The sequence below is a fragment of the Aliiroseovarius sp. ABM4_368 genome, from assembly GCF_056161205.1.
In genome coordinates this window covers 372,388-395,270 of the sequence record NZ_JBSWYR010000004.1, presented here as the reverse complement: position 1 = coordinate 395,270, position 22,883 = coordinate 372,388, and the positions used below count along the sequence as shown (strand labels likewise).

General features: G+C 58.6%; 25 protein-coding genes. 9 read left to right on the top strand and 16 right to left on the bottom strand.

Going from position 1 to position 22,883, the window contains the following annotated elements:
* Positions 1–4: 4 nt before the first annotated feature.
* Entirely contained in the window at positions 5–217 is a 213-nt protein-coding gene (locus tag ACXAH3_RS13940; RefSeq protein WP_474862696.1) for an NnrS family protein, read from the bottom strand.
* Positions 214–1,140, bottom strand: a complete 927-nt coding sequence (locus ACXAH3_RS13935) for an AEC family transporter (RefSeq protein ID WP_474862695.1) — start codon at positions 1,138–1,140, stop codon at positions 214–216. The genes ACXAH3_RS13940 and ACXAH3_RS13935 overlap by 4 nt, the downstream gene beginning before the upstream one ends.
* Before the next feature lie 59 nt (positions 1,141–1,199).
* Between ACXAH3_RS13935 and ACXAH3_RS13930 the strand changes: the two genes are divergently transcribed.
* Positions 1,200–1,940 carry a glycosyltransferase family protein gene (locus tag ACXAH3_RS13930; protein WP_474862694.1) on the top strand — a complete coding sequence of 247 codons (741 nt, stop codon included), beginning with the start codon at positions 1,200–1,202 and terminating at the stop codon, positions 1,938–1,940.
* Here the strand turns inward: ACXAH3_RS13930 and mbfA are convergent.
* Positions 1,937–2,914, bottom strand: a complete 978-nt coding sequence (gene mbfA, locus ACXAH3_RS13925; protein ID WP_474862693.1) for an iron exporter MbfA — start codon at positions 2,912–2,914, stop codon at positions 1,937–1,939. The genes ACXAH3_RS13930 and mbfA overlap by 4 nt on opposite strands.
* Before the next feature lie 127 nt (positions 2,915–3,041).
* On the bottom strand, positions 3,042–4,154 hold the full coding sequence (locus ACXAH3_RS13920; protein ID WP_474862692.1) for an S-(hydroxymethyl)glutathione dehydrogenase/class III alcohol dehydrogenase: 1,113 nt from the start codon (positions 4,152–4,154) through the stop codon (positions 3,042–3,044).
* Positions 4,155–4,265: 111 nt separating this feature from the next.
* Between ACXAH3_RS13920 and ACXAH3_RS13915 the strand changes: the two genes are divergently transcribed.
* On the top strand, positions 4,266–4,529 hold the full coding sequence (locus ACXAH3_RS13915) for an I78 family peptidase inhibitor (RefSeq protein ID WP_474862691.1): 264 nt from the start codon (positions 4,266–4,268) through the stop codon (positions 4,527–4,529).
* A gap of 42 nt (positions 4,530–4,571) precedes the next feature.
* Here the strand turns inward: ACXAH3_RS13915 and ACXAH3_RS13910 are convergent, their stop codons facing one another.
* From ACXAH3_RS13910 to paaI, 4 genes are all read right to left on the bottom strand, one after another.
* Entirely contained in the window at positions 4,572–5,018 is a 447-nt protein-coding gene (locus ACXAH3_RS13910; protein ID WP_474862690.1) for a c-type cytochrome, read from the bottom strand.
* Between the two features lie 131 nt (positions 5,019–5,149).
* Positions 5,150–5,728, bottom strand: a complete 579-nt coding sequence (locus tag ACXAH3_RS13905; protein ID WP_474862689.1) for a TetR/AcrR family transcriptional regulator — start codon at positions 5,726–5,728, stop codon at positions 5,150–5,152.
* Positions 5,729–5,731: 3 nt separating this feature from the next.
* Positions 5,732–7,039, bottom strand: coding sequence for a phenylacetate--CoA ligase PaaK (gene paaK / locus ACXAH3_RS13900; RefSeq protein WP_474862688.1), 1,308 nt, complete (start codon positions 7,037–7,039; stop codon positions 5,732–5,734).
* A 32-nt stretch (positions 7,040–7,071) separates the two neighbouring features.
* Positions 7,072–7,509 (bottom strand): hydroxyphenylacetyl-CoA thioesterase PaaI, encoded by a 438-nt coding sequence (gene paaI, locus ACXAH3_RS13895; RefSeq protein WP_474862687.1) that lies wholly within the window; start codon positions 7,507–7,509, stop codon positions 7,072–7,074.
* 327 nt (positions 7,510–7,836) lie between these two features.
* Here paaI and ACXAH3_RS13890 point away from each other — a divergent pair, with 327 nt between their 5' ends.
* Positions 7,837–8,184, top strand: a complete 348-nt coding sequence (locus tag ACXAH3_RS13890) for a DUF2794 domain-containing protein (protein ID WP_474862686.1) — start codon at positions 7,837–7,839, stop codon at positions 8,182–8,184.
* A 3-nt stretch (positions 8,185–8,187) separates the two neighbouring features.
* On the opposite strand, the gene ACXAH3_RS13885 is transcribed toward ACXAH3_RS13890, so the two are convergent.
* The 3 genes from ACXAH3_RS13885 to ACXAH3_RS13875 form a co-directional block, all read right to left on the bottom strand.
* A complete protein-coding gene (locus ACXAH3_RS13885) occupies positions 8,188–9,036 on the bottom strand; it encodes a C40 family peptidase (protein WP_474862685.1) in 849 nt (282 codons plus the stop codon).
* Positions 9,036–10,415: a leucyl aminopeptidase family protein gene (locus ACXAH3_RS13880; RefSeq protein WP_474862684.1), complete on the bottom strand. Its 1,380-nt coding sequence runs from the start codon at positions 10,413–10,415 to the stop codon at positions 9,036–9,038. The genes ACXAH3_RS13885 and ACXAH3_RS13880 overlap by 1 nt, the downstream gene beginning before the upstream one ends.
* A gap of 141 nt (positions 10,416–10,556) precedes the next feature.
* The gene (locus ACXAH3_RS13875; protein WP_474862683.1) at positions 10,557–10,937 is read right to left on the bottom strand and encodes a hypothetical protein; all 381 of its coding nucleotides are present in this window, start codon (positions 10,935–10,937) and stop codon (positions 10,557–10,559) included.
* Between the two features lie 139 nt (positions 10,938–11,076).
* Between ACXAH3_RS13875 and ACXAH3_RS13870 the strand changes: the two genes are divergently transcribed.
* Genes ACXAH3_RS13870 through ACXAH3_RS13860 form a run of 3 tightly spaced genes read left to right on the top strand, consistent with a single transcriptional unit; the run spans position 11,077 to position 13,301 of the window.
* Positions 11,077–11,730: a lysophospholipid acyltransferase family protein gene (locus tag ACXAH3_RS13870; protein WP_474862682.1), complete on the top strand. Its 654-nt coding sequence runs from the start codon at positions 11,077–11,079 to the stop codon at positions 11,728–11,730.
* A complete protein-coding gene (locus ACXAH3_RS13865) occupies positions 11,727–12,668 on the top strand; it encodes a phosphatidate cytidylyltransferase (RefSeq protein WP_474862681.1) in 942 nt (313 codons plus the stop codon). Before ACXAH3_RS13870 ends, ACXAH3_RS13865 begins: the two co-directional genes overlap by 4 nt.
* A gap of 9 nt (positions 12,669–12,677) precedes the next feature.
* Positions 12,678–13,301 (top strand): CDP-alcohol phosphatidyltransferase family protein, encoded by a 624-nt coding sequence (locus ACXAH3_RS13860; RefSeq protein ID WP_474862680.1) that lies wholly within the window; start codon positions 12,678–12,680, stop codon positions 13,299–13,301.
* Between the two features lie 212 nt (positions 13,302–13,513).
* Here the strand turns inward: ACXAH3_RS13860 and ACXAH3_RS13855 are convergent, their stop codons facing one another.
* Entirely contained in the window at positions 13,514–14,431 is a 918-nt protein-coding gene (locus ACXAH3_RS13855) for a LysR family transcriptional regulator (RefSeq protein ID WP_474862679.1), read from the bottom strand.
* Between the two features lie 115 nt (positions 14,432–14,546).
* Here ACXAH3_RS13855 and ACXAH3_RS13850 point away from each other — a divergent pair, with 115 nt between their 5' ends.
* Entirely contained in the window at positions 14,547–15,287 is a 741-nt protein-coding gene (locus ACXAH3_RS13850) for an SDR family oxidoreductase (protein WP_474862678.1), read from the top strand.
* Positions 15,288–15,578: 291 nt separating this feature from the next.
* Here the strand turns inward: ACXAH3_RS13850 and ACXAH3_RS13845 are convergent, their stop codons facing one another.
* Positions 15,579–16,601 (bottom strand): aspartate-semialdehyde dehydrogenase, encoded by a 1,023-nt coding sequence (locus ACXAH3_RS13845; RefSeq protein WP_474862677.1) that lies wholly within the window; start codon positions 16,599–16,601, stop codon positions 15,579–15,581.
* A gap of 355 nt (positions 16,602–16,956) precedes the next feature.
* On the opposite strand from ACXAH3_RS13845, the gene ACXAH3_RS13840 reads away from it, so the two are divergent.
* On the top strand, positions 16,957–18,258 hold the full coding sequence (locus tag ACXAH3_RS13840; protein WP_474862676.1) for a DEAD/DEAH box helicase: 1,302 nt from the start codon (positions 16,957–16,959) through the stop codon (positions 18,256–18,258).
* Here the strand turns inward: ACXAH3_RS13840 and ACXAH3_RS13835 are convergent.
* Positions 18,255–19,442, bottom strand: coding sequence for an MFS transporter (locus tag ACXAH3_RS13835; RefSeq protein ID WP_474862675.1), 1,188 nt, complete (start codon positions 19,440–19,442; stop codon positions 18,255–18,257). The two genes, ACXAH3_RS13840 and ACXAH3_RS13835, sit on opposite strands and share 4 nt — an antisense overlap.
* Before the next feature lie 77 nt (positions 19,443–19,519).
* Positions 19,520–20,554 carry a uroporphyrinogen decarboxylase gene (gene hemE, locus ACXAH3_RS13830; RefSeq protein WP_474862674.1) on the bottom strand — a complete coding sequence of 345 codons (1,035 nt, stop codon included), beginning with the start codon at positions 20,552–20,554 and terminating at the stop codon, positions 19,520–19,522.
* A gap of 115 nt (positions 20,555–20,669) precedes the next feature.
* Between hemE and hemC the strand changes: the two genes are divergently transcribed.
* On the top strand, positions 20,670–21,626 hold the full coding sequence (gene hemC, locus ACXAH3_RS13825) for a hydroxymethylbilane synthase (RefSeq protein WP_474862782.1): 957 nt from the start codon (positions 20,670–20,672) through the stop codon (positions 21,624–21,626).
* A gap of 45 nt (positions 21,627–21,671) precedes the next feature.
* Here the strand turns inward: hemC and ACXAH3_RS13820 are convergent, their stop codons facing one another.
* The gene (locus ACXAH3_RS13820) at positions 21,672–22,847 is read right to left on the bottom strand and encodes an acetyl-CoA C-acyltransferase family protein (protein ID WP_474862673.1); all 1,176 of its coding nucleotides are present in this window, start codon (positions 22,845–22,847) and stop codon (positions 21,672–21,674) included.
* Between the last annotated feature and the right edge of the window lie 36 nt (positions 22,848–22,883).

The following is a 22,883-nucleotide window of genomic DNA, read 5'->3' as shown; positions in this document are numbered from 1 at the left end:
CTAACTAGAGGCGTGGCGTAATGGCAATGGGGAATGCACGCAGCGCCAGCGCGGCGGGCAGGTACCCCCACAGCATTTCGTGTTGGTGCCAAAGATACGGGTCTGCGGTGGGTGTTGCGCCGCTGAGATGGGAAACAAGCCAGAGCGGGATCGCCAGCCCAGCGAACAAAGTTGCCGATGGGAAAAACAGCCGGTAAGCGCCTGTCAGAATTGTCATGAAGTGACCCAAGCAATGATGGCCGATACGGTCAGCACCGACACAAGTGTCGAAAACAAGATGGATGACGACACCCGCTGCGGGGCGACGCCATAGTGCTGCGCCAGAATATAGACGTTGCCTGCCACCGGCAGGCCCGCCGCAGCCACCATCACACCCGCCATGTACGGATCAACATCGAAGACCATGAAGGCCAACACGCCCACTGCCAGCGGATGCAAGACCAGTTTGGCGAAGCTCAGCCAGCCTGCGACGGACAGGCGCTCGGCTGACTTGGTTGCCAAAGATGCTCCGATCGCGAACAACGCGCCGGGGGTCGAGGCCCCGGCCAGCAGGTCCAGAAAGCGCTGCACCGGATCAGCTAAATCCCATCCGGTCGAGGACCATGCAAACCCAAGCGCCATCGACACGATCATCGGGTTCGATAACAACCCTTTGCCAACCGTCCCCAAAACCACGGGGCTGACCCTACCGTCGCGCGTGCCTGTGATGATGATGACGATCAAGCTGCCGAACAGGAACAGATCAACGGCCAGAACCAGCATGACGGCGGGGACCGCAGCTTCGCCCAACAAAAGCGCCAACATGGGGACGCCCAGAAAGCCTGTGTTGCCGATCACGGCGCATTGCGCCTCGACCGCAGCTACTTGTGCGCCGCGTTTGCGGGCGAGGGCCACGACGGTTGCAAGGATATAGACCGCCAGTCCGCCCAACGAATAGGCCCAGATGAAGGGCCAGTTGATCACCTCGGACAGTGACAGATTGGCTGAAAAACGAAACAGCATGGCCGACAGCGCGAAATAGAAGACGAAGCGGGTCAGATAGGCCGTTGCTTCGGGTGGAAAAAATCCCCGCGCGGCGGCGCCAAAGCCCAGCCCGATCAGGGCGAAAAACGGAAGAGTTTGCAATAGCACGTCAATCATGGTCAAGGCGTAGCATGCGTCTGTTGACCTCGCCAGCAACAATCTGACATGCACGAAACATGTTAGACGTTGTTTTCCAACACTTACGGGGTACGCCCAATGTCGGCGACCAATTCTGTTCGCCAGGCTGTTGGTTCGATTTCGGGGCGTGCACCTTCCAGAAATTTGGCGAGGATGCGCCACCCTGCGGCATCGCCATCTTTGGTGGTGGTCAGGTTGCACAGCAGTGTCTGGACGCAGGGTTGTATCACAGCCCAGATGCGAAGGCGCGTGTGATCTGGGGTGTAGGCATGTCGCGAAAGCTGGCGGGCTCGCTGCACTTCAAGGCGTTGCAGGGATTGTTTGACCTGATCTCGGTCCGCGACCCCGGGCTGGACGGGTTGGAATGTGTCCCTTGCCCAAGCGCGATGTCACCGGGGTTTGACAATCCTGCTCCCGCGACCCGGCCTGTGGTGCTGTTTGAACACGCCCTGAAATCCGCCGATATCGAGCGCCCCCCACATATCCCAGGCATGACCAATCACGATTGCACCATGGACGAGGCGCTGGCCTTCATTGCCTCGGGCGAAATTGTGGTGACGAACTCGTATCACGGCGCATATTGGGCGATGTGTTTGGGGCGGCGCGTGCTGTGTCTGCCGTTCTCGCAAAAATTCGAGGGCTTCGTTACCCCGCCCGTGATGGCTGACCCGCAGAACTGGATTGGCGCGCTGTCACGCGCCGAGAAACGGCCCGACATTCTGCCTCATGCGCGCGCCGCCAATCAGGCGTTTTACGAGAAGGTCATGAACCTGCTTTAACCGCCGCCGATGATCGCCCCTGCCGCGAAGACCAGCGCGCCGCCAACGACGACCTGCAGGGTTGCGCGCATGAACGGGGTTTGCATGAAGCGGTTTTGGATCCAGACAATCGCCCACAGCTCGACGAAGACAACAAGGACCGCGATGGTTGTGGCGGTCCAGAAATCGGTAATCAGATAAGGCAATGCGTGGCCCAAGCCGCCCAGCATCGTCATGATGCCCGAAGCAAAGCCGCGCTTCACAGGACTGCCGCGCCCCGATAGCTCGCCATCGTCCGACGCCGCTTCGGTGAAGCCCATCGAGATGCCCGCACCGACACTGGCGGCTAGACCTACAAGGAACGTTGTGTGCGTGTCTTGCGTGGCGAAGGCCGTGGCGAAGATCGGCGCAAGTGTGGACACTGATCCATCCATCAACCCCGCCAACCCCGGCTGTACCCAGGTCAGAATGAACTGACGGTGGGCCGCGTCGTCTTCGGTTTCGCGCGAGGAATCGTCCAGATGCTTTGCTTCAAGATCACCTGCCGTATGGCCGTGGTCCGCTTCTGCGGCGGCTAGATCGCCCAGAAGTTTGCGGGTGTTGGCGTCCGATGTGCGATCAGCTGCTTTGCGATAGAACTGCTCGGCCTGACGCTCCATTTCGCGGGCTTCGGCGCGGATGGATTCAAGGCCCAGATGTTCGACCAACCAGACAGGGCGGCGGGCATAGAATCCAGCCACGTGTTCGCGTCGGATCAGGGGGATGACGTCGCCAAACCGCGCCTGATGCGCTTCAATCAACAAGCGGCGATGCCCGTCCTCTTCCTCGGCCATGCCGTCGAACACCTTCGCGGATGATGGGAACTCTTCCCGCAGGTGCTCGGCATATTGCCGGTAAATCCGCGCGTCGTCTTCCTCGTTCGAGATGGCCAGCGCTAGAATTTCCTGTTCAGACAGGTCAGAAAAGCGACGGCGATGGAGGTTTGCGGACAGCATGGAAAGCTCCTGAATTAGAATGGTTCTAATTTATGGATCTGGGGCGGGAAGGCAAGGCTGCATTTTGTCGCGCCTGAAAAGAAAAGGGGGCCGAGGCCCCCTTGATTGGTTTGATTTTACGCGTGGATCAGAACTCCACCACCGCGCGGATGCTTTCGCCCTTGTGCATCAGGTCGAACCCTTCGTTGATTTGATCAAGGCTCAGCTTGTGCGTGATCATCGGGTCGATCTCGATCTTGCCGTCCATGTACCAATCGACGATCTTCGGCACGTCTGTACGGCCCGACGCGCCGCCGAAGGCGGTACCGCGCCAGACGCGGCCGGTGACAAGTTGGAACGGGCGGGTCGAGATCTCGGCACCTGCGGGGGCAACGCCGATGATGATCGATTCCCCCCAGCCTTTGTGGGCGCATTCCAGCGCCTGACGCATCACGTTCACATTGCCGGTGGCGTCGAACGAGTAATCCGCGCCGCCACCTGTCAGTTCGACCAAATGGGCCACGACATCGCCGTCGATTTTCGAGGGGTTCACGAAATCGGTCATGCCAAAGTGGCGGCCCATTTCTTCTTTGCTGTCGTTCAAGTCGACGCCAACGATCTGATCCGCACCGGCCATGCGCAGGCCTTGGATCACGTTTAGACCGATGCCGCCCAGACCGAACACGACACCGGTTGAACCGATCTCGACCTTGGCGGTGTTGATGACGGCGCCGATACCGGTGGTGACGCCGCAACCGATATAGCAGATCTTGTCAAACGGCGCGTCCTTACGAACTTTTGCTAGCGCAATCTCGGGCACAACCGTGTGGTTGGCGAAGGTCGAGCAGCCCATATAGTGGTGGATCGGCGTGCCATCCAGCATCGAAAAACGGGTCGAGCCATCCGGCAGAAGCCCTGCGCCCTGCGTTGATCGGATCGACTGGCAGAGATTGGTTTTCGGGTTCAAGCAGTAGTCACACTCGCGGCATTCGGGCGTATAAAGCGGGATCACGTGGTCGCCGACCTCAAGCGAAGTTACGCCTTCGCCTACTTCGATCACCACGCCTGCGCCTTCGTGGCCCAGAATGGCCGGGAAGATGCCTTCGGGGTCATCGCCAGACCGGGTGAATTCGTCGGTGTGGCACAGGCCGGTGGCCTTGATTTCGACCAGAACTTCACCGGCGCGTGGGCCTTCAAGGTTCACTTCCATAATCTCAAGTGGTTTACCGGCCTCAACGGCAACGGCGGCACGGGTGCGCATGGCGTTCCTCCTATTCGTGTGTTGCCCTAAGGGTGGGGGAAACCCGCCCGTTTTTCAACAACACAGCGACCTTGGCTTGTCTTAGGGCGACATTGGCGGGAAAATAATCTTATGAAACAGCTAATTACAATCGCGGCATCGGTTGTGCTAAGTGGCTGCGTTGTGGATGCGCCGGACTTGACTGACGATCTGTGCGGTGCAGGGCAGTTAAGCCATCTGATCGGGCAGAGCGCTGATGCCTTGAACGGTTTGGATCTGTCCGAGAACCGGCGCGTTTTGCGTCCGGGCATGGCCTATACCGAGGACTATCAGCCCGACCGGTTGAACATCAGTATTGATGAGAACGAAGTGATCGAGCGCATTTGGTGTAGCTGATCAAGGGCGCACCGAGACTGACGCGCCCTTACAATGCAGAAATTACTTTTTGCGATAATCGTCGTGGCAGGCTTTGCACGTGCCGCCAATCTGGCCCAAAGCCGCGCCGATCGCACCTTGGTCGCTGATCTCGGCCAAGCCTTTGGCGGCCATGACCATGTCGTCAGATTTCTTGGCGAAGTCGTCCCAGTTTTCCCAGATCGCGGGCAGGGCTTCGGTTTCGGGGTCGGTTTCGTTGGTTTCGAACAGGGCGGGCACCATCATCCCCTGTTCGGCGATGGTGGCGACAGCGGCATTGGCTTTGGCCGCGTCAAACGCCATCTCGCCCTTGGCCATACCTGACAATGTTTTCATCGAGCCGCCGATGGCCTTCATAGCTTCCATTCGTTTGATCACAGCGGGGTTGGTGGCGTCTGCATGTGCAGCAAGGCTACCTGCCATGGTGATGCTTACAAGGGAAGCAGTTGCGAGAATACGTGCTGATTTCATAATTAATCCTTTCAGGCGAAGATGAATCGTTCCTGCAATTCTATGCTCTTGCATCTATTTTCGAAATCACAGGAGCGTGATCAGCGAAAATCGGGGGAAATTGCTGGCGGTTTGGTCTTGCAGGTTCGTGCTTAAAGGGTGTGGATGCCGCCAACAACTAGATCGGTTACCAAATCGGCATAATCCTCGCGGCTCAGTCCTTTGCCGGGGCGGTTCCACATATAATACCAGTTCAGAATACCGAAGACAGACATGGTGACCGCGCGCAAATTCGCGCCGTTTTCGAACCGTTCAGGCGCTTCGGCTTTCAGGGCTGCGCCCATCATGTCGATGAGGCGCCGCTGAAGGTTCACCAGGGGCGCTTGCTGGTCAGGTTCCAGTACGGACAAGCTGTCCAGCTGCAATTTATGTTCGGCATCTGCGCCCTTATAGGCAATCAGGATCGCGCGCACCAAACCACGTAGGCCATCGGTTTCCGGGGCGGCTTCGACCTCGGCCACCAGCTTGGATAGATGGTGGTCCAAAATGTCGAAAAGCAGCGCCTCTTTGCTATCGTAATAGTGATAGATCAGCGCCTTCGAGACCCCGCAATGCTTGGCTGCCGCCGTCATCGAGGCCCGGTCAAACCCATGTTCCGCGAAATAGGCTGCTGCCCCCTTGCGGATGGCAGCGCGTTTTTCTTCATGATCTCGGGCGATCCCACGGGGCATGGATTACTCCTTCGGACGGTTATCGACGACCCTTACAGCCTTACCTTCGCTTCGTGCAACCGTGCCGCCGTCTTTGACATGCACTTTGGCGCTGACACCGACATTGGATTTGATTTTGCCAGACAGGGCGTAGGCGGCAGCTTCTGCGCCGTCTTGCGACTGACCTTCGACCATTTCCACATACACATGCATCTCGTCCATGCGGCCCGGGCGGATCAGTTCGATCTGGAAATGCGGCGACAGGGCGGGCACGTCCATTAGTTGTTCTTCGATCTGGGTCGGGAAAACGTTCACGCCGCGCAAGATGATCATGTCATCGGAGCGCCCCGTGATTTTCTCCATCCGCCGCATCGACCGCGCGGTGCCCGGAAGTAGCCGCGTCAGGTCGCGGGTGCGATAGCGGATGATCGGGAAACCTTCTTTGGTCAACGAGGTGAATACCAGCTCGCCCAGCTCACCATCCTCAACAACTTCGCCGGTCTCGGGGTTGATGATCTCGGGATAGAAGTGGTCTTCCCAGATATGCAGGCCATCCTTGGTCTCGACACATTCATTCGCAACGCCCGGTCCGATGACTTCTGACAGGCCGTAGATATCGACCGCATGCATGTCGAAAGCGTCTTCGATTTCGCGGCGCATGTTGTTGGTCCACGGCTCGGCCCCGAAGATCCCAACCTTCAACGGGCTTCTGCGCGGGTCCATACCTTGCTTGGCATATTCGTCCAGAATGGACAGCGCGTAAGAAGGCGTCACCGTAATGCCGTCCGCGCGGAAGTCTTCGATGAGGCGCACTTGTCGTTGGGTCATACCTCCAGACACTGGAACGACGGTCAGGCCAGCGGCCTCAGCCCCGCCATGCACACCCAAACCGCCAGTGAACAAGCCGTATCCGTAAGCGTTATGCAGCACGTCTCCGCGACGCAGGCCTGAGGCCCGCATGCAACGCGCCACAACGCCAGACCACATATCCAGATCGTTCTTGGTATAGCCGACAACCGTCGGCTGCCCCGTCGTACCCGAGCTTGAGTGGATGCGCGCAATGTTCTCGCGAGGAACGGCGAACAAGCCAAACGGATAATTGTCGCGCAGATCCTGTTTGACGGTGAACGGAAACTTGGCCAAATCCGCGAGCGTCTTCAGATCGTCGGGATGCACCCCGGCATAATCAAAGCTTTTGCGATAGAATGGCACGTTCTCATAGGCGTGTTTCAGTGACCATTTCATGCGTTCAAGCTGGGTGGCGGCAATTTCATCGCGCGACGCGATTTCAATTGGATCAAGGTCTTCCTTGCGAGGTGTCAGATCTTCCATGGTTCTCCTCCGGCGCGGGCAAATGCCTCGCGTTATTGTCCGTCTTGTTCGTCAAAATGCGTGCCGTTGATCTGTCGCGAATGGCCGCGGAACAGGGCTATTGTGCGTCCGTCTTCCCCGGTGATCGTCACGTCATAGATGCCAGAACGCCCTGCGCGGCTGACCTCGGTTGCGGTGGCAGTCAGCCGTTCGCCCAGTTTGCCCGGGCTAAGATAGGTGACCTGACAATGCTGCCCAACCACGCGGTTGTTGTAGCTGTTGCAGGCGAAAGCAAACGCGCTGTCGGCCAGCGTAAAGGAAAAGCCGCCGTGGCAGGTGCCGTGCCCGTTCACCATGTCGCGACGGACCTTCATCGACAGGGTGGCCTTGCCCGGCGCGATGCGTTCGATCGTCATGCCCAGCTCTTGGCTGGCTGGATCGTCGGCCCACATCACGTCGGCGCTTTTCTTGGCGATTTCCTGCGGCGTCATGTGGTCTCCCCCCAACATCACTTTCTGTCAGGATGCACAAAACCGACCGGGCGGTCAATAATGTGTTTGCGATTTTGCGAGTTGCAAACGCTCCTGGCGCCGTAATGCGGCAGGGTTGCGTTAAAACGTGGGGGGAAGGGGTCTCCGGCGCCGCATACTGGGTGGGGGCTGTTCATGCGACGCCGGAAGAGCTCTCGCTCGCTACTCGTTAACTATTTGGGCGGCAGGGGGCATCAAAACGGTCGCTGAAGGGTAACTTGCCGGTCATTTAGGGGCGAAATTTGGGCAGGTATTGATTTGTTTACCATGTCGGTCCACTCTGAATTTATGAACTGGCATACAACGACGCCCTTCCAAGGGGCAGGTAAACCGGCCGAGCAGGTCGCCTTCAATCGTCACGAACTCGGCGCCATCATGGGGCTTTACGGACAGATGGTCGCCGCGGGCGAATGGCGTGATTATGGGATGAGCTTTCTAAGCGACGTCGCCATCTTCTCGATCTTCCGACGCACTGCCGAGCACCCGATCTATCGAATCGAGAAAAGGCCCAAGCTGCGTGGCAAGCAAGGGCAGTATTCGGTCATTGGCATGGACGGGCGCATTCTGAAACGCGGCAGTGACTTGCGCACTGTGCTGAGGGTGCTGGAGCGCAAGCTGATCCGCGCGGTCGACTGAACCTTAGAGCCGCTTGCGCGATGTGACCGGGCCGTCGCCCTGCGCCTGAATACGCGCGATGGCGTCAACGGTGTTTTCATAGACCACCGACATATCATGCGCATTGGCATGGATGATCCGCGTTTCATCCACTACCAGCGCCACATGGCCCTTCCAAAACAACAGATCGCCGCGCTGAAGCGGCGCGTCATCGGGGATGTCTTCGCCCAAAGCGGCCTCTTGCAGATCGCTGTCAGCCGGGCAGTCGATCCCGCAGGCCAGAAGCGCGGCCTGAACAAGGCCCGAGCAGTCAATGCCAAAGCCCGAATTGCCCGCCCAGACATAAGGTGTGTCCAAAAACTGCTCGGCGATGGCGACCGGGTCGGTGGAAAATGTGTCGATTAGGCACAGATGGGACGCCGGGATATAGCCGTGCTTCGGGGCCGACATCGGGGTTTTGGGCAGATTCACTTCGGCCCATTTGCCTTCCATCCCGACAACCTGCACCCGGCTGTTCATGTGAAAGACACGACCGTGTGGAGTTTTAAAGTTCGGCTCTCGATACATATGCGTCGTGCGATGGGTCACGCGATGGGTTAGGGGCTGCGGATCGCCAAGGCTCCACGCCTCCAGATAACCGACATAGCCGTCTTTCAACGACTGGCCAAAGACCATGTGATCGTCGCCGTCAAGAATGTTGAACTGATCGCCAGACAGAACCTGCCGGTCTCGGTTTCCGCTGGGGGCGTCCAGCAGGAAACTGTCGCCTGCAACTTGCTTTAGCGTCCCTTCCGTGAAACGCGGTGCATCCACCTTCCCGCGCAGGCTTTCATGCGCGACGTGGTCATTGGCGGGGGTCAATCGGCGGTCCATTATAGCTCCAGCATATTAGGTAGCGCGTCCAGCAACGCCCGCGCGCCCATGCCGACGCCGCCTTTCGGACGGCCCGGCGCGGCGGTTGGGTTCCAGCCGTAAAGATCGAAGTGCATATAGCGCGGCGTGTCTGTGACGAAGCGTTTTAGAAACAGTGCGGCGGTGATGGATCCTGCAAACCCACCCTTCGGCGCGTTGTCCAGATCGGCTATGCCGGGTTCGATCATCGCCTCGTAGGGGTCCCAGAAGGGCAGTTCCCACACCGGATCAGCGCTGGAGGTCGCGCCCTTTCGCAACGCGTCCGCATCGCTGGCGTCCGTCGCATAGAAAGGCGACAGGTCCGGCCCGACGGCCACGCGCGCAGCCCCGGTCAACGTGGCCATCGACACGATCAGATCGGGTTTTTCCTCGTCCGCCAGCGCCAGAGCGTCGGCCAACACAAGACGGCCTTCTGCGTCGGTATTGTTGACCTCGACCGTCAATCCCTTGCGCGAGGTCAGGATGTCTCCGGGCCGGAACGCATTCCCTGCAACCGCGTTTTCAACCGCTGGGATCAGCACCCGCAGGCGCAGTTTCAGGCCGAGCGCCATGATCATTTGGGCCAGTCCCAGCACCGTGGCCGCACCGCCCATGTCCTTTTTCATCAAGCCCATTGAGGCGCCGGGTTTCAGGTTCAGCCCGCCCGTATCAAAGCAAACGCCTTTGCCGACTAGGGTCAGCGATGGACCTGCGTCGCCCCAACGAATGTCAATCAGTCGTGGCGCGCGCGGGGCGGCACGACCAACCGTATGAACCATCGGGAAGTTCTGATCGAGCAGCGCCTTGCCTAAGATGGTCGACACCTCGGCCCCATGCGCCTTGGCCAGTTTGCGAGCGGCCAGTTCCAGCTCGTCCGGTCCCATATCTTCGGCCGGGGTGTTGATAAGGTCGCGGGTCGTCAGCTCGCCCGCGGCGATTGCTTCCAGCCGGGCCGCCTCCACGCCATCCGGGGCCACAAGCTGCGCCTTCGGTGTGGATTGCTTGGCGTAACGGTCGAAGCGATACCCTTCCAGCAGCCAGCCAAGGGCAAATTCCTGAGTGATCGCGTCCGAATGCACGCTTGCCAGTCGGTACACGCCCTCGGGCAGTTTGCCCCGTGCAGCGACCGCTCCGAACCGCTTGCGTTTGCGCGCGGCCTCAGAGCCCAGCCCGACCAGTGCCATCTCGATTCCGCCCGAAGCGCTGGGAACCACAAGGCATTGGCCCAGCCCACCGGTGAATCCATTCACACCGGCCCAATCCTGCGCGGATTGGGGCAGCGCGGCCAGCGCCTTCTCATCCTTTTCGATCAGATAAAGCGGCGTGGCCGTATCGGTATTTGCTGCAAAAGTCAGAGTCATCTGGGCCTCGGTCCATGTCTATGCCGGTTTGACCTGTAGAGTAACGCCCCCAAGCGCAGGGGCAATCCCTGATCTGCGCCAGCCAATCGCATCCGACCTTTAACCCGAATTATCCTATGGTACGGATACCCCGAGAACGCTTCAAATCGACATGTCCTGAAGATCCCAAACGGCGATCAAACTGCGCTCGCCCACACGGGTCAGGCGCGCCAGAATTGCGCTGAGTGACACCGCATCTTGCGTGGTGCTTTGTTCCGCAACATCGCGTGCCACGCGTGCCAATGTTGTCATGCCAAGCCGCTGCGCAAGACGTTTTAAATCAATTGCCCCCTGCTGAATGTCCGCATATCGCCCAGATTTCTGTGCCTGTTGCAAACGTGCAAGCCAAAGCGCCAGATCTTCAAGTGACTGGTTCAGATTGCGATCCGCCTGCACCGGCCCGAACTGCACGTAAAGCGCATGAAGCTGGTCCCGATCCAGTTGTATGTCTTCGACATGGGTTAAATTTGCGATTTCGGCCATAGCAGCACCCCAGTTGTATCAATCCCTCGGGGGCAGGATGGCCCAAGGACCTCAAGATTTCGTATATGGATGCATTGAAATTGCCTATAATTTCTCGATAGTTCGACCTATTGTTTTCGCGAATTACAGGGACAAGCACATGACCATTTCAGGCCCGCTGCAACAGGCGCTGGCGCAAATGACCGGAGCAGCCATCGTGCTGTTTGCACGTCTGGTCACAGCGGTTCGTGGGATCTGGTCGGGGGCCGAGCCGGTGAGCCGCCAGCGGGTCTATTATGCCAATCACGGATCGAATGGGGATTTCGTTTTGATCTGGACGGTTTTGCCGCCCGTGTTGCGCGCAAAGACGCGCCCAGTCGCTGGATCGGATTATTGGCTGACGTCGAAACTGAAAACCTTCATCGGTCGCGACGTATTCAACGCGGTCCTGATTGACCGAAACCGTGATACACGGACCGAGGATCCCATCGCTCAGATGGTCGAGGCGTTGGACAGCGGTGCCAGCCTGATCTTGTTCCCCGAGGGTACACGCAACATGACCGACGACCTGCTGTTACCGTTCAAGCCGGGCCTGTTCCATCTTGCCGAAGCGCGGCCCGAGGTCGAGCTGGTCCCCACATGGATCGATAACCTGACATCGGTTATGCCAAAAGGCGAGGTGATCCCCGTGCCGCTTTTGTGCTCGGTCACGTTCGGAGCGCCTTTGACCATCAATGACGGTGAAGACAAAGCCGAGTTTCTGACCCGCGCGCAGGGCGCTTTGGCCGCGCTTGCAGAGGAGGCCGCAGCATGAGCACACCGACCGAGTTTTCGACCCTGATGCTGGGTGTTCTGGGCATCCTAATCGTCGCCACCGTCATTGCGCAGATGCTGAAGCGCAAGATGGGCGCGGATAATGACGTGATCGAGAACCTGATCGCGCGGATCAATGCGTGGTGGGGGATGGTCGCGCTGCTGGCGCTGGCGATGCTGGGCGGTAAAGCGGGCGTGGTGATCCTGTTTGCACTTCTCAGCTTCGCGGGGCTGCGTGAATTTCTGACCTTGACAGCGAAACGCCGCGCCGATCACTGGGCGCTGGTGATCAGCTTTTTCGTCATCCTGCCGGTGCAATACCTGCTGATCTGGGATGATTGGTACGGGATGTATTCGATCTTTATCCCAGTCTACGCCTTCCTGCTTTTGCCTATTGTGGCTGCTTTGCGCGGGGATACCGACGGCTATCTTTCCCGTGTTGCCGAAACCCAATGGGGGCTGATGATCTGCGTGTTTGCTGCCAGCCATGTGCCTGCTCTGCTTTCGCTGAACATCCCGGGATACGAGGGCAAGAACGTCCTTCTGGTCGCCTTCCTTGTCGTCGTAGTGCAGCTATCCGATGTGCTGCAATATGTTTGGGGCAAGCTGATAGGCAAGCACAAGATTGCCCCCAAACTGTCGCCGTCCAAAACGTGGGAGGGCTTTGTGGGTGGTGTCGCCTCGGCCTGTTTGGTTGGTGCAGGGCTGTGGTGGCTGACGCCGTTCACGCCGCTTGAAGCTGCGGGCATGGCGCTGGTTATCACGCTCATGGGCTTTTTCGGGGGCCTCGTCATGTCTGCCATCAAGCGCGACAAGGGCGTCAAGGATTGGGGGCATCTGATCGCGGGGCACGGTGGCTTCATCGACCGGCTGGACAGTGTCGTCTTCTCGGCCCCGATTTTCTTCCACCTGACCCGCTATTTTTGGTCCGTCGCCTAAGAGGTTCCCATGCAACGTCGCCCCATCGCCAGCCGAGACCGCAACTGGGCCAAACGCGCCGCAAGTTGGATGGTCACAAAGAATGTGACCCCGAACCAGATCAGCAAAGCCTCGGTGCTATTCGCTCTGATCGCGGGGGCGGCGTTTTGGCTGTCGGGCGGCAGTCAACCGGTCTGGCTGATCCTCGCCGCGCTGGGCGTTCAGGGGCGACTTTTGTGCAACCTCTTTGACGGGATGGTCGCCGTGGAAGGTGGCAAGGCCGAGGCCGACGGCCCCTTCTGGAACGAAGCGCCTGACCGTTACGCAGACATTCTGATCCTTGTAGGCATGGGGTTGGGCGCTGGACAACCAGCGCTGGGCTGGGCCGCGGCGACGATGGCCGTGCTGACGGCTTACACGCGCGAGGCTGGGGCCGCCCAAGGGCTGGAGCCGGACTTCGGAGGCCCGATGGCCAAGCAGCACCGGATGGCGTTGGCGACCGTGGCGGCTGTGCTAGCAATAGTCCTGCCGGTGATTGCGGGTGCTCCGACGCTGACACTGGCCCTGTGGGTTATCACACTTGGCACAGGCGGCACCGCCCTCCGCCGAGGGCGCGGCATGGTCGCGGCACTGAAAGCGCGTAGTGACAACTAAAGCTTATTGGTGCCTGTTCAGCTACTGTCCTGAGAGTTCGTGCAAGTTAGTTTCACCAGCTTTTCCCGCGTTGCAACGTGACAATGCTCAGATCGCGAATGGCCCCTCACTGCGAAACTTGCGGTGTTCGGACCTTCTTAGGGTTAAAGTCGGTTAAGCGGGACGAAGCTGCCATTCATAGTATAAAATCAATGTCTGCTTTCAACGTATTGCTAGTGGCTAATGCACCGACCGGTTTTCAGGCGCTGGTCAGCAAAAGCTTGCACTGCCCAATCTATGAATACACGCATGCGCGGCGACATATAACGGTCGCGTGGGTAAAAGATCGAAACTGACGACGCTGCCGGTGGTGTTTCGCTGAGGAGTTCGATCAATCGGCCCGATGTAAGGTCTTCGGCAGCAGAGTAGCGTGGCTTTTGGATAATGCCGAGGCCAAGGCGGGCGCAATGCGCCAAAGTATCGGCGCCATTGACTGTGATTGATGTCGGGAGTTGTACAGTGCGCGTACTCCCATTTTGCACAAATTCGAGCGGCATAACAGCCCCTGTCGCGGTTGAACGAAATCCAACCATCTGGTGACCTTCGAGCTCTTCAATGTTTTGTGGCGTGCCGAATTGGTCAAGGTAGGCCGGTGACGCGCATGTAACCTCTTCAAGGTCAGTCAATTTTCGCCCGATCATATCGCTGTCGACCGGATCACCCACCCGGATCGCACAGTCTACTCCCTCGCGGACCAGATCAACTAGCCTATCCCCTTCCCCGATATGAATTTCAATGTCCGGAAACCGCTTCATAAAACCCGGTAACGAAGGCAGCAGAAAATGCCGTGCCAGGATGCCATGGATTTCAATACGAAGCGGGCCCTTAGGAGTGGCGCCTGCAAATGCGCCCTCGGCATCTTCAATCTCTGACAGAATGGACAAGCAGCGCTTGTAGAAGGCTTCACCATCAAGCGTTGGCCGCACGACCCGTGTGGTGCGGTGGAGCAAGCTCGTGCCCAATCTGGCCTCAAGGGACTTTATCGCATCGCTGACCGTTGATCTTGGCAGCCCCAGATCATCTGCGACTTTGGTAAAGCTGCGCATTTCCACAATCCGCACGAAGAGATTCATGGCATCAAGACGGTCCATTTATTATCCGATCTAGAAGAATAGTGAGATCGAATTGTAGGTGATTGTCCGGCTTATGGGAACGCCTATTGTTCTTACGGGATCGGCATAGGGCCGATCAGCGAAAGGACAAAATATGGCTACTCACGAAAACAGAACAGCATTGGTGACCGGTGCTTCGCGCGGGATTGGCGCATCAATTGCCGAAAGACTTGCTGCTGACGGGTTCAATATCATCGTTAACTATGCGGGAAGCGAAGCCGCCGCGTATCAAGTGGTCGAGAATATAGAAGGCATTGGCGGCAAAGCCATCGCTGCGCGGGCTGACGTGGCGGATGCGATGGCTGTCAAACGCATGTTCAACTCCGCTGAAACAGCCTTCGGTGGCATCGATATCTTGGTCAATAATGCGGGCATTATGAAGCTGGCACCCATTGCGGAAAGCGATGACGGTCTCTTTGATAGCCACGTCGCAATCAATTTCAAAGGTACGTTTAACCTGTTGCGAGAGGCGGCAAATCGTCTGCGCGATGGCGGGGCAATCGTCAACCTGTCAACATCCGTCGTCGGATTAAAGCTTGAGACCTACGGCGTTTATGCTGCGACGAAAGCAGCCGTTGAAACGATGACAGGTATTCTGGCCAAGGAGCTTCGCGGGCGGTCGATTACCGTGAATGCAGTCGCCCCCGGCCCAACAGCAACGCAGCTCTTCCTTGATGGTAAACCGCAGGAGGTTGTTGATCGCATGTCAAAAATGGCACCTCTGGAGAGATTGGGAACGCCGCAAGATATAGCTAATGTCGTTGCGTTTCTTGCCAAATCAGATGCCGCTTGGGTTAATGGTCAAACTTTGCGCGCAAATGGCGGTATAGTTTGATCCGCGGCATTGGCGAAGCCGCACCGCTTCGCCAATGCCATGCAAACTGCCTTTTGCCTTGAATTTCATCCAGGGGGAAACGGAATTCGACTGGGCCGGCATAGAGTTTACCAGCCGCGAGATCGATCAAGGCGAGACTACATGTCGTCATGATAGTTGGCGAAAAACGTATCAAAAGAGACCTTAGCTGCGTCGTAAAAAAGCAGACACTTTGAGTTCAAAGCGAACATTGCCCCACAAAAAAAGCCCCACCAATTGGCAGGGCTTTTCCCGAAATCTTAGGCAGACAAATCAGCCCTTCTTCAGAACCTCACGCCCCAGAAGTTCGGCGATCTGGACGGCGTTCAGGGCAGCACCCTTACGCAGGTTGTCCGAGACGCACCACATGTTCAGGCCGTTCTCGATCGTCACGTCCTGGCGGATGCGGCTGATGAAGGTGGCGAAGTCACCGACGCATTCAACCGGGGTGACATAGCCGCCGTTCTCGCGCTTATCCACGACCAGAATGCCGGGGGCAGTGCGCAGGATGTCGCGGGCTTCGTCCTCGTCCAGGAACTCTTCGGTTTCGATGTTGATCGATTCCGAGTGGCCAACGAAGACCGGCACGCGCACGCAGGTTGCGGTGACTTTGATCGACGGGTCGACGATTTTCTTCGTCTCGGCGATCATCTTCCATTCTTCTTTCGTGTCGCCCGAGTCCATGAAGACGTCGATATGCGGGATCACGTTGAAGGCGATCTGCTTGGGGTAAACCTTCGGCTCAACTTCCTGACCCGGCACATACATGCCCTTGGTCTGGTTCCACAGCTCGTCAATCGCGTCTTTGCCCGAGCCCGATACCGACTGATAGGTCGACACAACAACGCGCTTGATCTTGGCGCGGTCATGCAGGGGCTTCAGCGCCACAACCATCTGCGCGGTCGAGCAGTTGGGGTTCGCGATGATGTTCTTGTTCTTATAGCCGTGGATGGCGTCCGGGTTTACCTCGGGCACAATCAGCGGGATGTCGGGGTCGTAACGGTAGAGCGACGAGTTATCGATCACCACACAACCAGCTGCAGCCGCCTTCGGCGCATATTCTTTGGTTGCTTCTGAACCAACAGCAAACAACGCCATGTCCCAGCCGGTGAAGTCGAAGGTGTCCAGATCCTGGGTGGTCAGGGTCTTGTCACCAAAGCTGACTTCAGTACCGAGCGAACGGCGCGATGCAAGCGCTGCAAGTTCATCAACGGGAAACTGGCGTTCAGCCAGGATGTTCAGCATTTCGCGGCCCACGTTGCCCGTGGCGCCTACGACGGCGACTTTATAGCCCATTACGGCCTCCTATTTTCAGTTCGTCTTTGAACCACCCAAAGACGGAGGCTCCTTAGATCAATTCCGCCTTGCAGGAAAGGCCTTTCCCTGCCGATGGCCCGCTTTTGTCGTTGACTTGTGTGCTTTTCGCTGTGATACGCGCCTTAACTGTCCGGTCGACGCGTGAGCGACCCGCCCCAGTTGTGAGGCAGACAGTCCTTCCTACAAGTTCCCAAATCACGCGGGGTTCTAGCGGTCAGATCGGCGCTTGGGCATTCGGCCTTCGTGCGAGCATCCACCGCAAACCTAAGCGATGGGCGATCATGCCCCACCCGCGTGACAGCGGTGCACCCTTGCGTGCGCCAGAAAGACGATGATGACAAAATTTGCAGAGCTGGGGTTGAACCCCAAGCTGGTATCCGCCGTGACTGAAGCTGGTTACGAAAATCCGACCCCTATTCAGGTTCAAGCCATCCCTCTGGTCTTGGAAGGCCGTGACGTGATGGGGCTGGCCCAGACCGGCACCGGTAAAACCGCCGCCTTTGGCCTTCCGCTAATTCACCAGCTTTTGAATAGCCACGAAAAGCGCCAGCCGAAGTCGGTGAAGGCGCTTGTGCTTGCCCCCACCCGCGAGCTGGTGAACCAGATCGCCGACAACCTGCGCCTATACGTGCAGGGCACCCACCTGAAAGTGCGCACCGTTGTGGGTGGCGTATCGATCAACAAACAGATCAGTATGTTGGCGAATGGTATCGACATTCTGGTCGCCACGCCGGGGCGTCTCATTGACCTGATGGATCGCGGTTCGATCCGTTTGGACACGGCGACGTTTCTTGTGTTGGACGAGGCCGACCAGATGCTAGACATGGGGTTCATTCATGCGCTGCGCAAAATCGCCCCTGAACTGGGTGAACCACGCCAGACGATGTTGTTCTCAGCCACCATGCCCAAGCTTATGGCAGAGCTGTCGAAGGCCTATCTGACGAACCCTGCCCGTGTGCAGGTGTCGCCTCCGGGTAAGGCAGCCGACAAGGTCACGCAGGGGCTGTATTACTGCCCTGACCGCAATGCGAAGATCAACAGGCTGATTGATCTTCTAGGCCATGATGAACAGGCGCTCTCGCTCGTCTTCTCGCGTACCAAACATGGGGCCGAGAAGCTTATGAAGCATCTGGTGCATGAGGGCTTCGCTGCGGTGTCTATTCACGGCAACAAAAGCCAAGGCCAACGTGACCGTGCTCTTGCTGCGTTCCGCGCGGGCGAGGCGCGTATTCTGGTCGCCACCGATGTGGCCGCCCGTGGGATCGACATTCCCGGCGTCAGCCATGTCTACAATTTCGACCTGCCCGAGGTCGCCGATAACTATGTTCACCGAATTGGCCGCACCGCGCGTGCAGGTGCCGACGGTGACGCGATTTCCTTCGTGTCGGGGGTTGAGTTGGGTCTGCTTCGTGACATCGAAAAAGTCATGAAGATCGAGATCCCTGTGTTGGGTGGTAAACGTCCGGCCGAGGAAAAACGCCCCCAACGTGGCCAAGGCGGCGGAGGTCGCCGTGGTGGAGGAGGCGGAGCTGGCGGAGGCCGCAAGCCGCGTGGTGCTTCAGGGCAGGGGCCGAAGCCTTCGGGCAATCCGGGCGCAGGAAAACGTCGTCGCCGTCGTCCTAAAAAATCGGCTTAATCTGTGCGGTCTTGACTGAACAGATACAGTAGGACGCCGATCAGACCCGGCACAGCAAAGAACAGGAACACGGCCTGATAAGGGGCCGTGACCGCCACGCCCGGGCCTTGTGCGGATTTGAAAACACTGGCCGAGGCATATTGGAATATGCCCACACCACCGATCCCGAACATGTTCATCAATGTCACGCCCCGCCCGACAAGGTGGGGCGGATAAAAACTGCGCCCATGCGCCATGATCAATGGGAAACTCGCGGCGAACAGGCCAATGGCGGCCATGGTCAAAGACACGCGCCACACGCCCGCGTCAGGTGCTGCCCAAAGTAAGAAGACCAGCCCAACAGCGATCAGGTTCCCAAAGAAGATCACCCATTTCCGTGTCCCAAAGACGCGATCCAATGGGCCATAGGCGAAGCTGCCAATCACCATCGCCAACGCGATTGCCATCGTGGCCCAGCCGATGCCGGTTGTGTCCAACCCATAGACGTCACGCAAATAGGGCCCCGCCCAGCTGCCCCGAAGGCCAGCGGCGGCGGTATAGTTCACGAACATGATCGGAAAGATCGCCCAAAGCGCTGGCATTTTCAGAAGATCCAGAACCGAGCCCTTCTGCGCCCCTTCCTCGGCAGTGATCTTGGGTGGGTTATCCACGACGATCATGATCAATGCGGCAACAATCAACGTTACCACGGCCAAGGCCCATAAACATGCGCGCCAGCCGAATTGCTCGACCGCCAGCGCCATCGGCAAAGCGCCCGCGATATTGCCCAGCGACCCAATGCCAATCACCATGCCAGCCAAAGTGCCAAACACCTTTGGTGAATACATGCGGGCGAAGATGAAATAGCTGGCCATCAAAACAGGGGAACAGCCAATCCCGATCAGGATCATCGCGTATAGGATATGGTCCGGGCTTGACGCCATAGCGAACACAGCAGCCCCGCCAGCGCCTCCGACCGCCAACAAGCCTGCTGCGACTTTACGAGGGCCGATGTTGTCCAAAGCCCAGCCGACCGGAATTTGCATCATAGCGAAGACCAGAAACCATGCACCGGAAGCGCGGGCCAGATCCTCGGGCGTTGCACCAAGGTCCAGCTTCAGCGCGGGTGTCATCACCGCCAGAAACGCACGGTAGAACTGGCTTAGAACATAAGCCGCAATCAGCGTGATAATGCCTGCCCGCATGTAGACCTCCCAATCTCAACCCGCGCAGAAGACACGGGCTGATGGGATTTGGCAAGCGGGGTCGTAGTTCTACGTGATCAGCCGCCGCGCACGGTGTCGATCATCAGCTGCACGTTCTCGGGATCTGCGTCTGGTGTGATGCCGTGGCCAAGGTTGAAAATATGCGGGCCGTTTTTGAACGCCTCTACGATTGAGCGGGCCTCATCGACCAAGGCTTGACCGCCGGTGACCATGTGGCTGGATTTAAGGTTGCCCTGAACGCAGCCATCGACCTGAACATTGGCCGCAGCCCATTCCGGGCTGACCGAGTTGTCCAGCGCGACGCAATCCACACCAGTTGCTTTGGCAAAGCCAACATAACCCTCACCTGCTTCGCGCGGGAAACCGATGACGGGTATGCCGGGGTGACGTTTCTTAAGTTCAGACGTGATTACTCGCGCAGGTTCGACTGCGTATTTCTGGAAATCTTCGCCCTTCAGCGATCCGGCCCAGCTGTCGAACAGCTTCACGACTTCGGCGCCCGCTTCGATCTGCTTAGAGAGATATTCAATGGTGCCTTCGGTTAGACGATCCATCACGGCTTCAAACAGCGGACGGTTTTCGGCCTTCAACGCGTGTGCCGGGCCCTGATCCTTGGTGCCTTGACCTGCTATCATATAAGTCGCCACCGTCCACGGCATGCCAGCGAAACCGATCAGAGTGGTCTCTTCCGGCAGTTCGCGACGTAGAATGCGGACGGTTTCGTAAATCGGATTTAGCGTCTCGTGAATGTCATCCTTACCAGACAGCTTGTCGAAGTCAGCCTGTTCGGTGATCGTCGACAGACGCGGACCTTCACCGGTCACGAACCACAGATCGGCCCCCAGCGCCTGCGGAAGCAGCAGGATGTCGGCAAACAGGATCGCCGCATCAAATCCATAGCGGCGGATGGGCTGCAACGTGACCTCTGCCGCAAGCTCGGGATTATAGCAAAGCTTCAGAAAGTCCCCGGCTTGGGCACGTGTGGCACGATACTCGGGCAGATAGCGCCCAGCCTGACGCATCATCCAGATTGGAGGGGTCGGAAGGGTCTCGCCCGCAAGCGCGCGCAGAATGGTCTTTTGCTGGGTCATTGGGTGGCCTTTCCTGTCTGGTCCCAAGCCTCGTCCCAAAGCAGCGGCAAGATGTCAAGCGCCGGGGGTGTCGCAGGCATGGACAGAGGGGGGCTTGGCGCGTAAACCAACCGCCATGACATACACGCTTCCGACCCCCGACGCCCCCTTGAATATTGGCACACGCGGCAGCCCCTTGGCGCTGGCACAGGCCTATGAAACGCGCCGCCGCTTGATGGCTGCGTTTGATTTGCCGGAAGTGGCGTTCGAAATTGTCGTGATCCATACCACCGGTGACAACCGCTCGATGATTGACGCGGACCGCCCGCTGAAAGAGATCGGCAACAAGGGTCTTTTTACCAAAGAAATCGAAGAAGCGATGCTGGACGGGCGGATCGACATTGCGGTGCATTCGATGAAGGATATGCCGGTTGAACAGCCCGAGGGGTTGGTGCTGGACTGCTATTTGCCGCGCGAAGACACGCGCGATGCGTTCGTATCGATCAAGTACAAGTCGATTGCGGAACTGCCGGAAGGCGCCGTCGTCGGCACCTCGTCCCTACGCCGCAAATCGCAGCTTCTGAACCGCCGCCCGGACCTGAATGTGGTCGAGTTCCGTGGTAACGTTCAGACTCGCCTGAAAAAACTGGGCGACAACGTGGCCGAGGCGACCTTCCTTGCGATGGCAGGCTTGAACCGTCTTGGCATGGACGACGTTCCCGCCACGGCGATCGAAACGGCAGATATGTTGAACGCCGTCGCCCAAGGGGCCATCGGGATCGAACGTCGCGCTGATGATGCGCGTGCCAAAGACATGCTGGATGCGATCCACGATCTGGAAACCGGACAGCGTCTGGCCGCCGAGCGTGCCTTCCTTGGCGCGCTGGACGGGTCGTGTGAGACTCCGATTGCCGGGCTTGCCACGCTGGAAGGCGACACTCTGACCCTGAAGGGCGAAATCCTGCGGACAGATGGATCGGAAAGCTTGGCCGATCAGATCTCGGGTCCGATTGCCGAAGGGGCAGTGTTGGGACGAAAGCTCGCCGCAGATCTTCTGTCCCGCGTTGGCGACGACTTCTTCGATTGGAAATAAGAAAAGGCCCGGCATCGCGACCGGGCCTTTCCATTTTCAGGGTGCTTACAGGCGCTCGATGGCCAGTGCGATGCCTTGCCCGCCGCCAATGCACATGGTGATTAGTGCTTTCGAACCGCCGATGCGTTCCAGCTCGTACAGCGCTTTCACGGTAATGATCGCGCCCGTCGCGCCGACCGGGTGGCCCAATGCAATCGCGCCGCCATTCGGGTTCACTTTGGCCGTATCCAGACCCAGCCCGTTGTTCACGGCGATGGCTTGGGACGCGAAGGCCTCGTTCGATTCGATCACGTCGAAATCACCAACAGACATGCCAGTTTTCGCCAGAAGATTTTCGACCGCAGGAACAGGTCCGATGCCCATGACCTCGGGGCGCACGCCTGCATGGCCATAGCCGATAATGCGTGCCTTGGGTTTCAGGCCTGCGGCGTGGGCTGCGTCCGCGCGGGCCAGAACCAGCGCCGCCGCACCGTCATTAATGCCGGATGCGTTGCCCGCCGTCACGCTGCCATCTTTTTGGAATGCGGGGCGCAACCCTGCCAGAGCTTCGGCAGTCGTCGGCTTGGGATGCTCATCGCGGGCGAAAGCTACCACCTCGCGGCGTTTCTTCACCTCAACGGGTACGATCTGGCTGTCGAAATGCCCGGCCTCGATCGCAGCAGCGGCGCGGCGTTGGCTTTCCAGAGCAAACGCATCCTGATCTTCGCGGGTCACGCCATGCTCGGACGCGACGTTTTCCGCCGTGATGCCCATGTGACCGGTGCCGAACGGGCAGTTCAGTGCCCCCAGCATCATATCCTGTGCGCCAGTATCGCCCATCTTTTGGCCCCAGCGGGCCTGCGGCAGGATATAGGGTGAACGGCTCATGTTCTCGGCCCCGCCTGCCACGGCGAAATCAGCGTCGCCCAGCATTAGGTTTTGGGTGGCGGACACAATGGCCTGAAGCCCGGACCCGCACAGGCGATTCACGTTCATGGCGGGGGTTGTGTCGGGGATGCCGGCCTCGATCATCGCGACGCGCGACAGGTACATGTCGCGCGGTTCGGTGTTGATTACGTGACCAAAGACCACATGCCCGATCTGTTCAGGCGAGACACCTGCGCGGGACATTGCTTCGCGGGTGACAGTTGCGCCAAGTGCGCTGGGCGGGGTCTGGGCAAGGCTGCCGGCAAAGCCACCAATGGCAGTGCGCACACCATCAAGAATAACGATATCAGACATGTTTAGGTCTCCCGTTTTGTGTTGGCGTCACAGTGC

What these genes read in the sequence shown, in the direction of transcription:
- ACXAH3_RS13940 (WP_474862696.1), bottom strand. Translation starts at nt 217, where the DNA reads ATGACAATTCTGACAGGCGCTTACCGGCTGTTTTTCCCATCGGCAACT.
- ACXAH3_RS13905 (WP_474862689.1), bottom strand. Translation starts at nt 5,728, where the DNA reads ATGCCCCGTGGGATCGCCCGAGATCATGAAGAAAAACGCGCTGCCATC.
- ACXAH3_RS13910 (WP_474862690.1), bottom strand. Translation starts at nt 5,018, where the DNA reads ATGAAATCAGCACGTATTCTCGCAACTGCTTCCCTTGTAAGCATCACC.
- mbfA (WP_474862693.1), bottom strand. Translation starts at nt 2,914, where the DNA reads ATGCTGTCCGCAAACCTCCATCGCCGTCGCTTTTCTGACCTGTCTGAA.
- ACXAH3_RS13885 (WP_474862685.1), bottom strand. Translation starts at nt 9,036, where the DNA reads ATGGACCGCCGATTGACCCCCGCCAATGACCACGTCGCGCATGAAAGC.
- ACXAH3_RS13870 (WP_474862682.1), top strand. Translation starts at nt 11,077, where the DNA reads ATGACCATTTCAGGCCCGCTGCAACAGGCGCTGGCGCAAATGACCGGA.
- ACXAH3_RS13840 (WP_474862676.1), top strand. Translation starts at nt 16,957, where the DNA reads ATGACAAAATTTGCAGAGCTGGGGTTGAACCCCAAGCTGGTATCCGCC.
- ACXAH3_RS13875 (WP_474862683.1), bottom strand. Translation starts at nt 10,937, where the DNA reads ATGGCCGAAATCGCAAATTTAACCCATGTCGAAGACATACAACTGGAT.
- ACXAH3_RS13930 (WP_474862694.1), top strand. Translation starts at nt 1,200, where the DNA reads ATGTTAGACGTTGTTTTCCAACACTTACGGGGTACGCCCAATGTCGGC.
- ACXAH3_RS13915 (WP_474862691.1), top strand. Translation starts at nt 4,266, where the DNA reads ATGAAACAGCTAATTACAATCGCGGCATCGGTTGTGCTAAGTGGCTGC.
- paaI (WP_474862687.1), bottom strand. Translation starts at nt 7,509, where the DNA reads ATGACGCCGCAGGAAATCGCCAAGAAAAGCGCCGACGTGATGTGGGCC.
- ACXAH3_RS13820 (WP_474862673.1), bottom strand. Translation starts at nt 22,847, where the DNA reads ATGTCTGATATCGTTATTCTTGATGGTGTGCGCACTGCCATTGGTGGC.
- ACXAH3_RS13865 (WP_474862681.1), top strand. Translation starts at nt 11,727, where the DNA reads ATGAGCACACCGACCGAGTTTTCGACCCTGATGCTGGGTGTTCTGGGC.
- ACXAH3_RS13935 (WP_474862695.1), bottom strand. Translation starts at nt 1,140, where the DNA reads ATGATTGACGTGCTATTGCAAACTCTTCCGTTTTTCGCCCTGATCGGG.
- ACXAH3_RS13835 (WP_474862675.1), bottom strand. Translation starts at nt 19,442, where the DNA reads ATGCGGGCAGGCATTATCACGCTGATTGCGGCTTATGTTCTAAGCCAG.
- paaK (WP_474862688.1), bottom strand. Translation starts at nt 7,039, where the DNA reads ATGGAAGATCTGACACCTCGCAAGGAAGACCTTGATCCAATTGAAATC.
- ACXAH3_RS13860 (WP_474862680.1), top strand. Translation starts at nt 12,678, where the DNA reads ATGCAACGTCGCCCCATCGCCAGCCGAGACCGCAACTGGGCCAAACGC.
- hemE (WP_474862674.1), bottom strand. Translation starts at nt 20,554, where the DNA reads ATGACCCAGCAAAAGACCATTCTGCGCGCGCTTGCGGGCGAGACCCTT.
- ACXAH3_RS13890 (WP_474862686.1), top strand. Translation starts at nt 7,837, where the DNA reads ATGAACTGGCATACAACGACGCCCTTCCAAGGGGCAGGTAAACCGGCC.
- ACXAH3_RS13880 (WP_474862684.1), bottom strand. Translation starts at nt 10,415, where the DNA reads ATGACTCTGACTTTTGCAGCAAATACCGATACGGCCACGCCGCTTTAT.
- ACXAH3_RS13850 (WP_474862678.1), top strand. Translation starts at nt 14,547, where the DNA reads ATGGCTACTCACGAAAACAGAACAGCATTGGTGACCGGTGCTTCGCGC.
- hemC (WP_474862782.1), top strand. Translation starts at nt 20,670, where the DNA reads ATGACATACACGCTTCCGACCCCCGACGCCCCCTTGAATATTGGCACA.
- ACXAH3_RS13845 (WP_474862677.1), bottom strand. Translation starts at nt 16,601, where the DNA reads ATGGGCTATAAAGTCGCCGTCGTAGGCGCCACGGGCAACGTGGGCCGC.
- ACXAH3_RS13855 (WP_474862679.1), bottom strand. Translation starts at nt 14,431, where the DNA reads ATGGACCGTCTTGATGCCATGAATCTCTTCGTGCGGATTGTGGAAATG.
- ACXAH3_RS13920 (WP_474862692.1), bottom strand. Translation starts at nt 4,154, where the DNA reads ATGCGCACCCGTGCCGCCGTTGCCGTTGAGGCCGGTAAACCACTTGAG.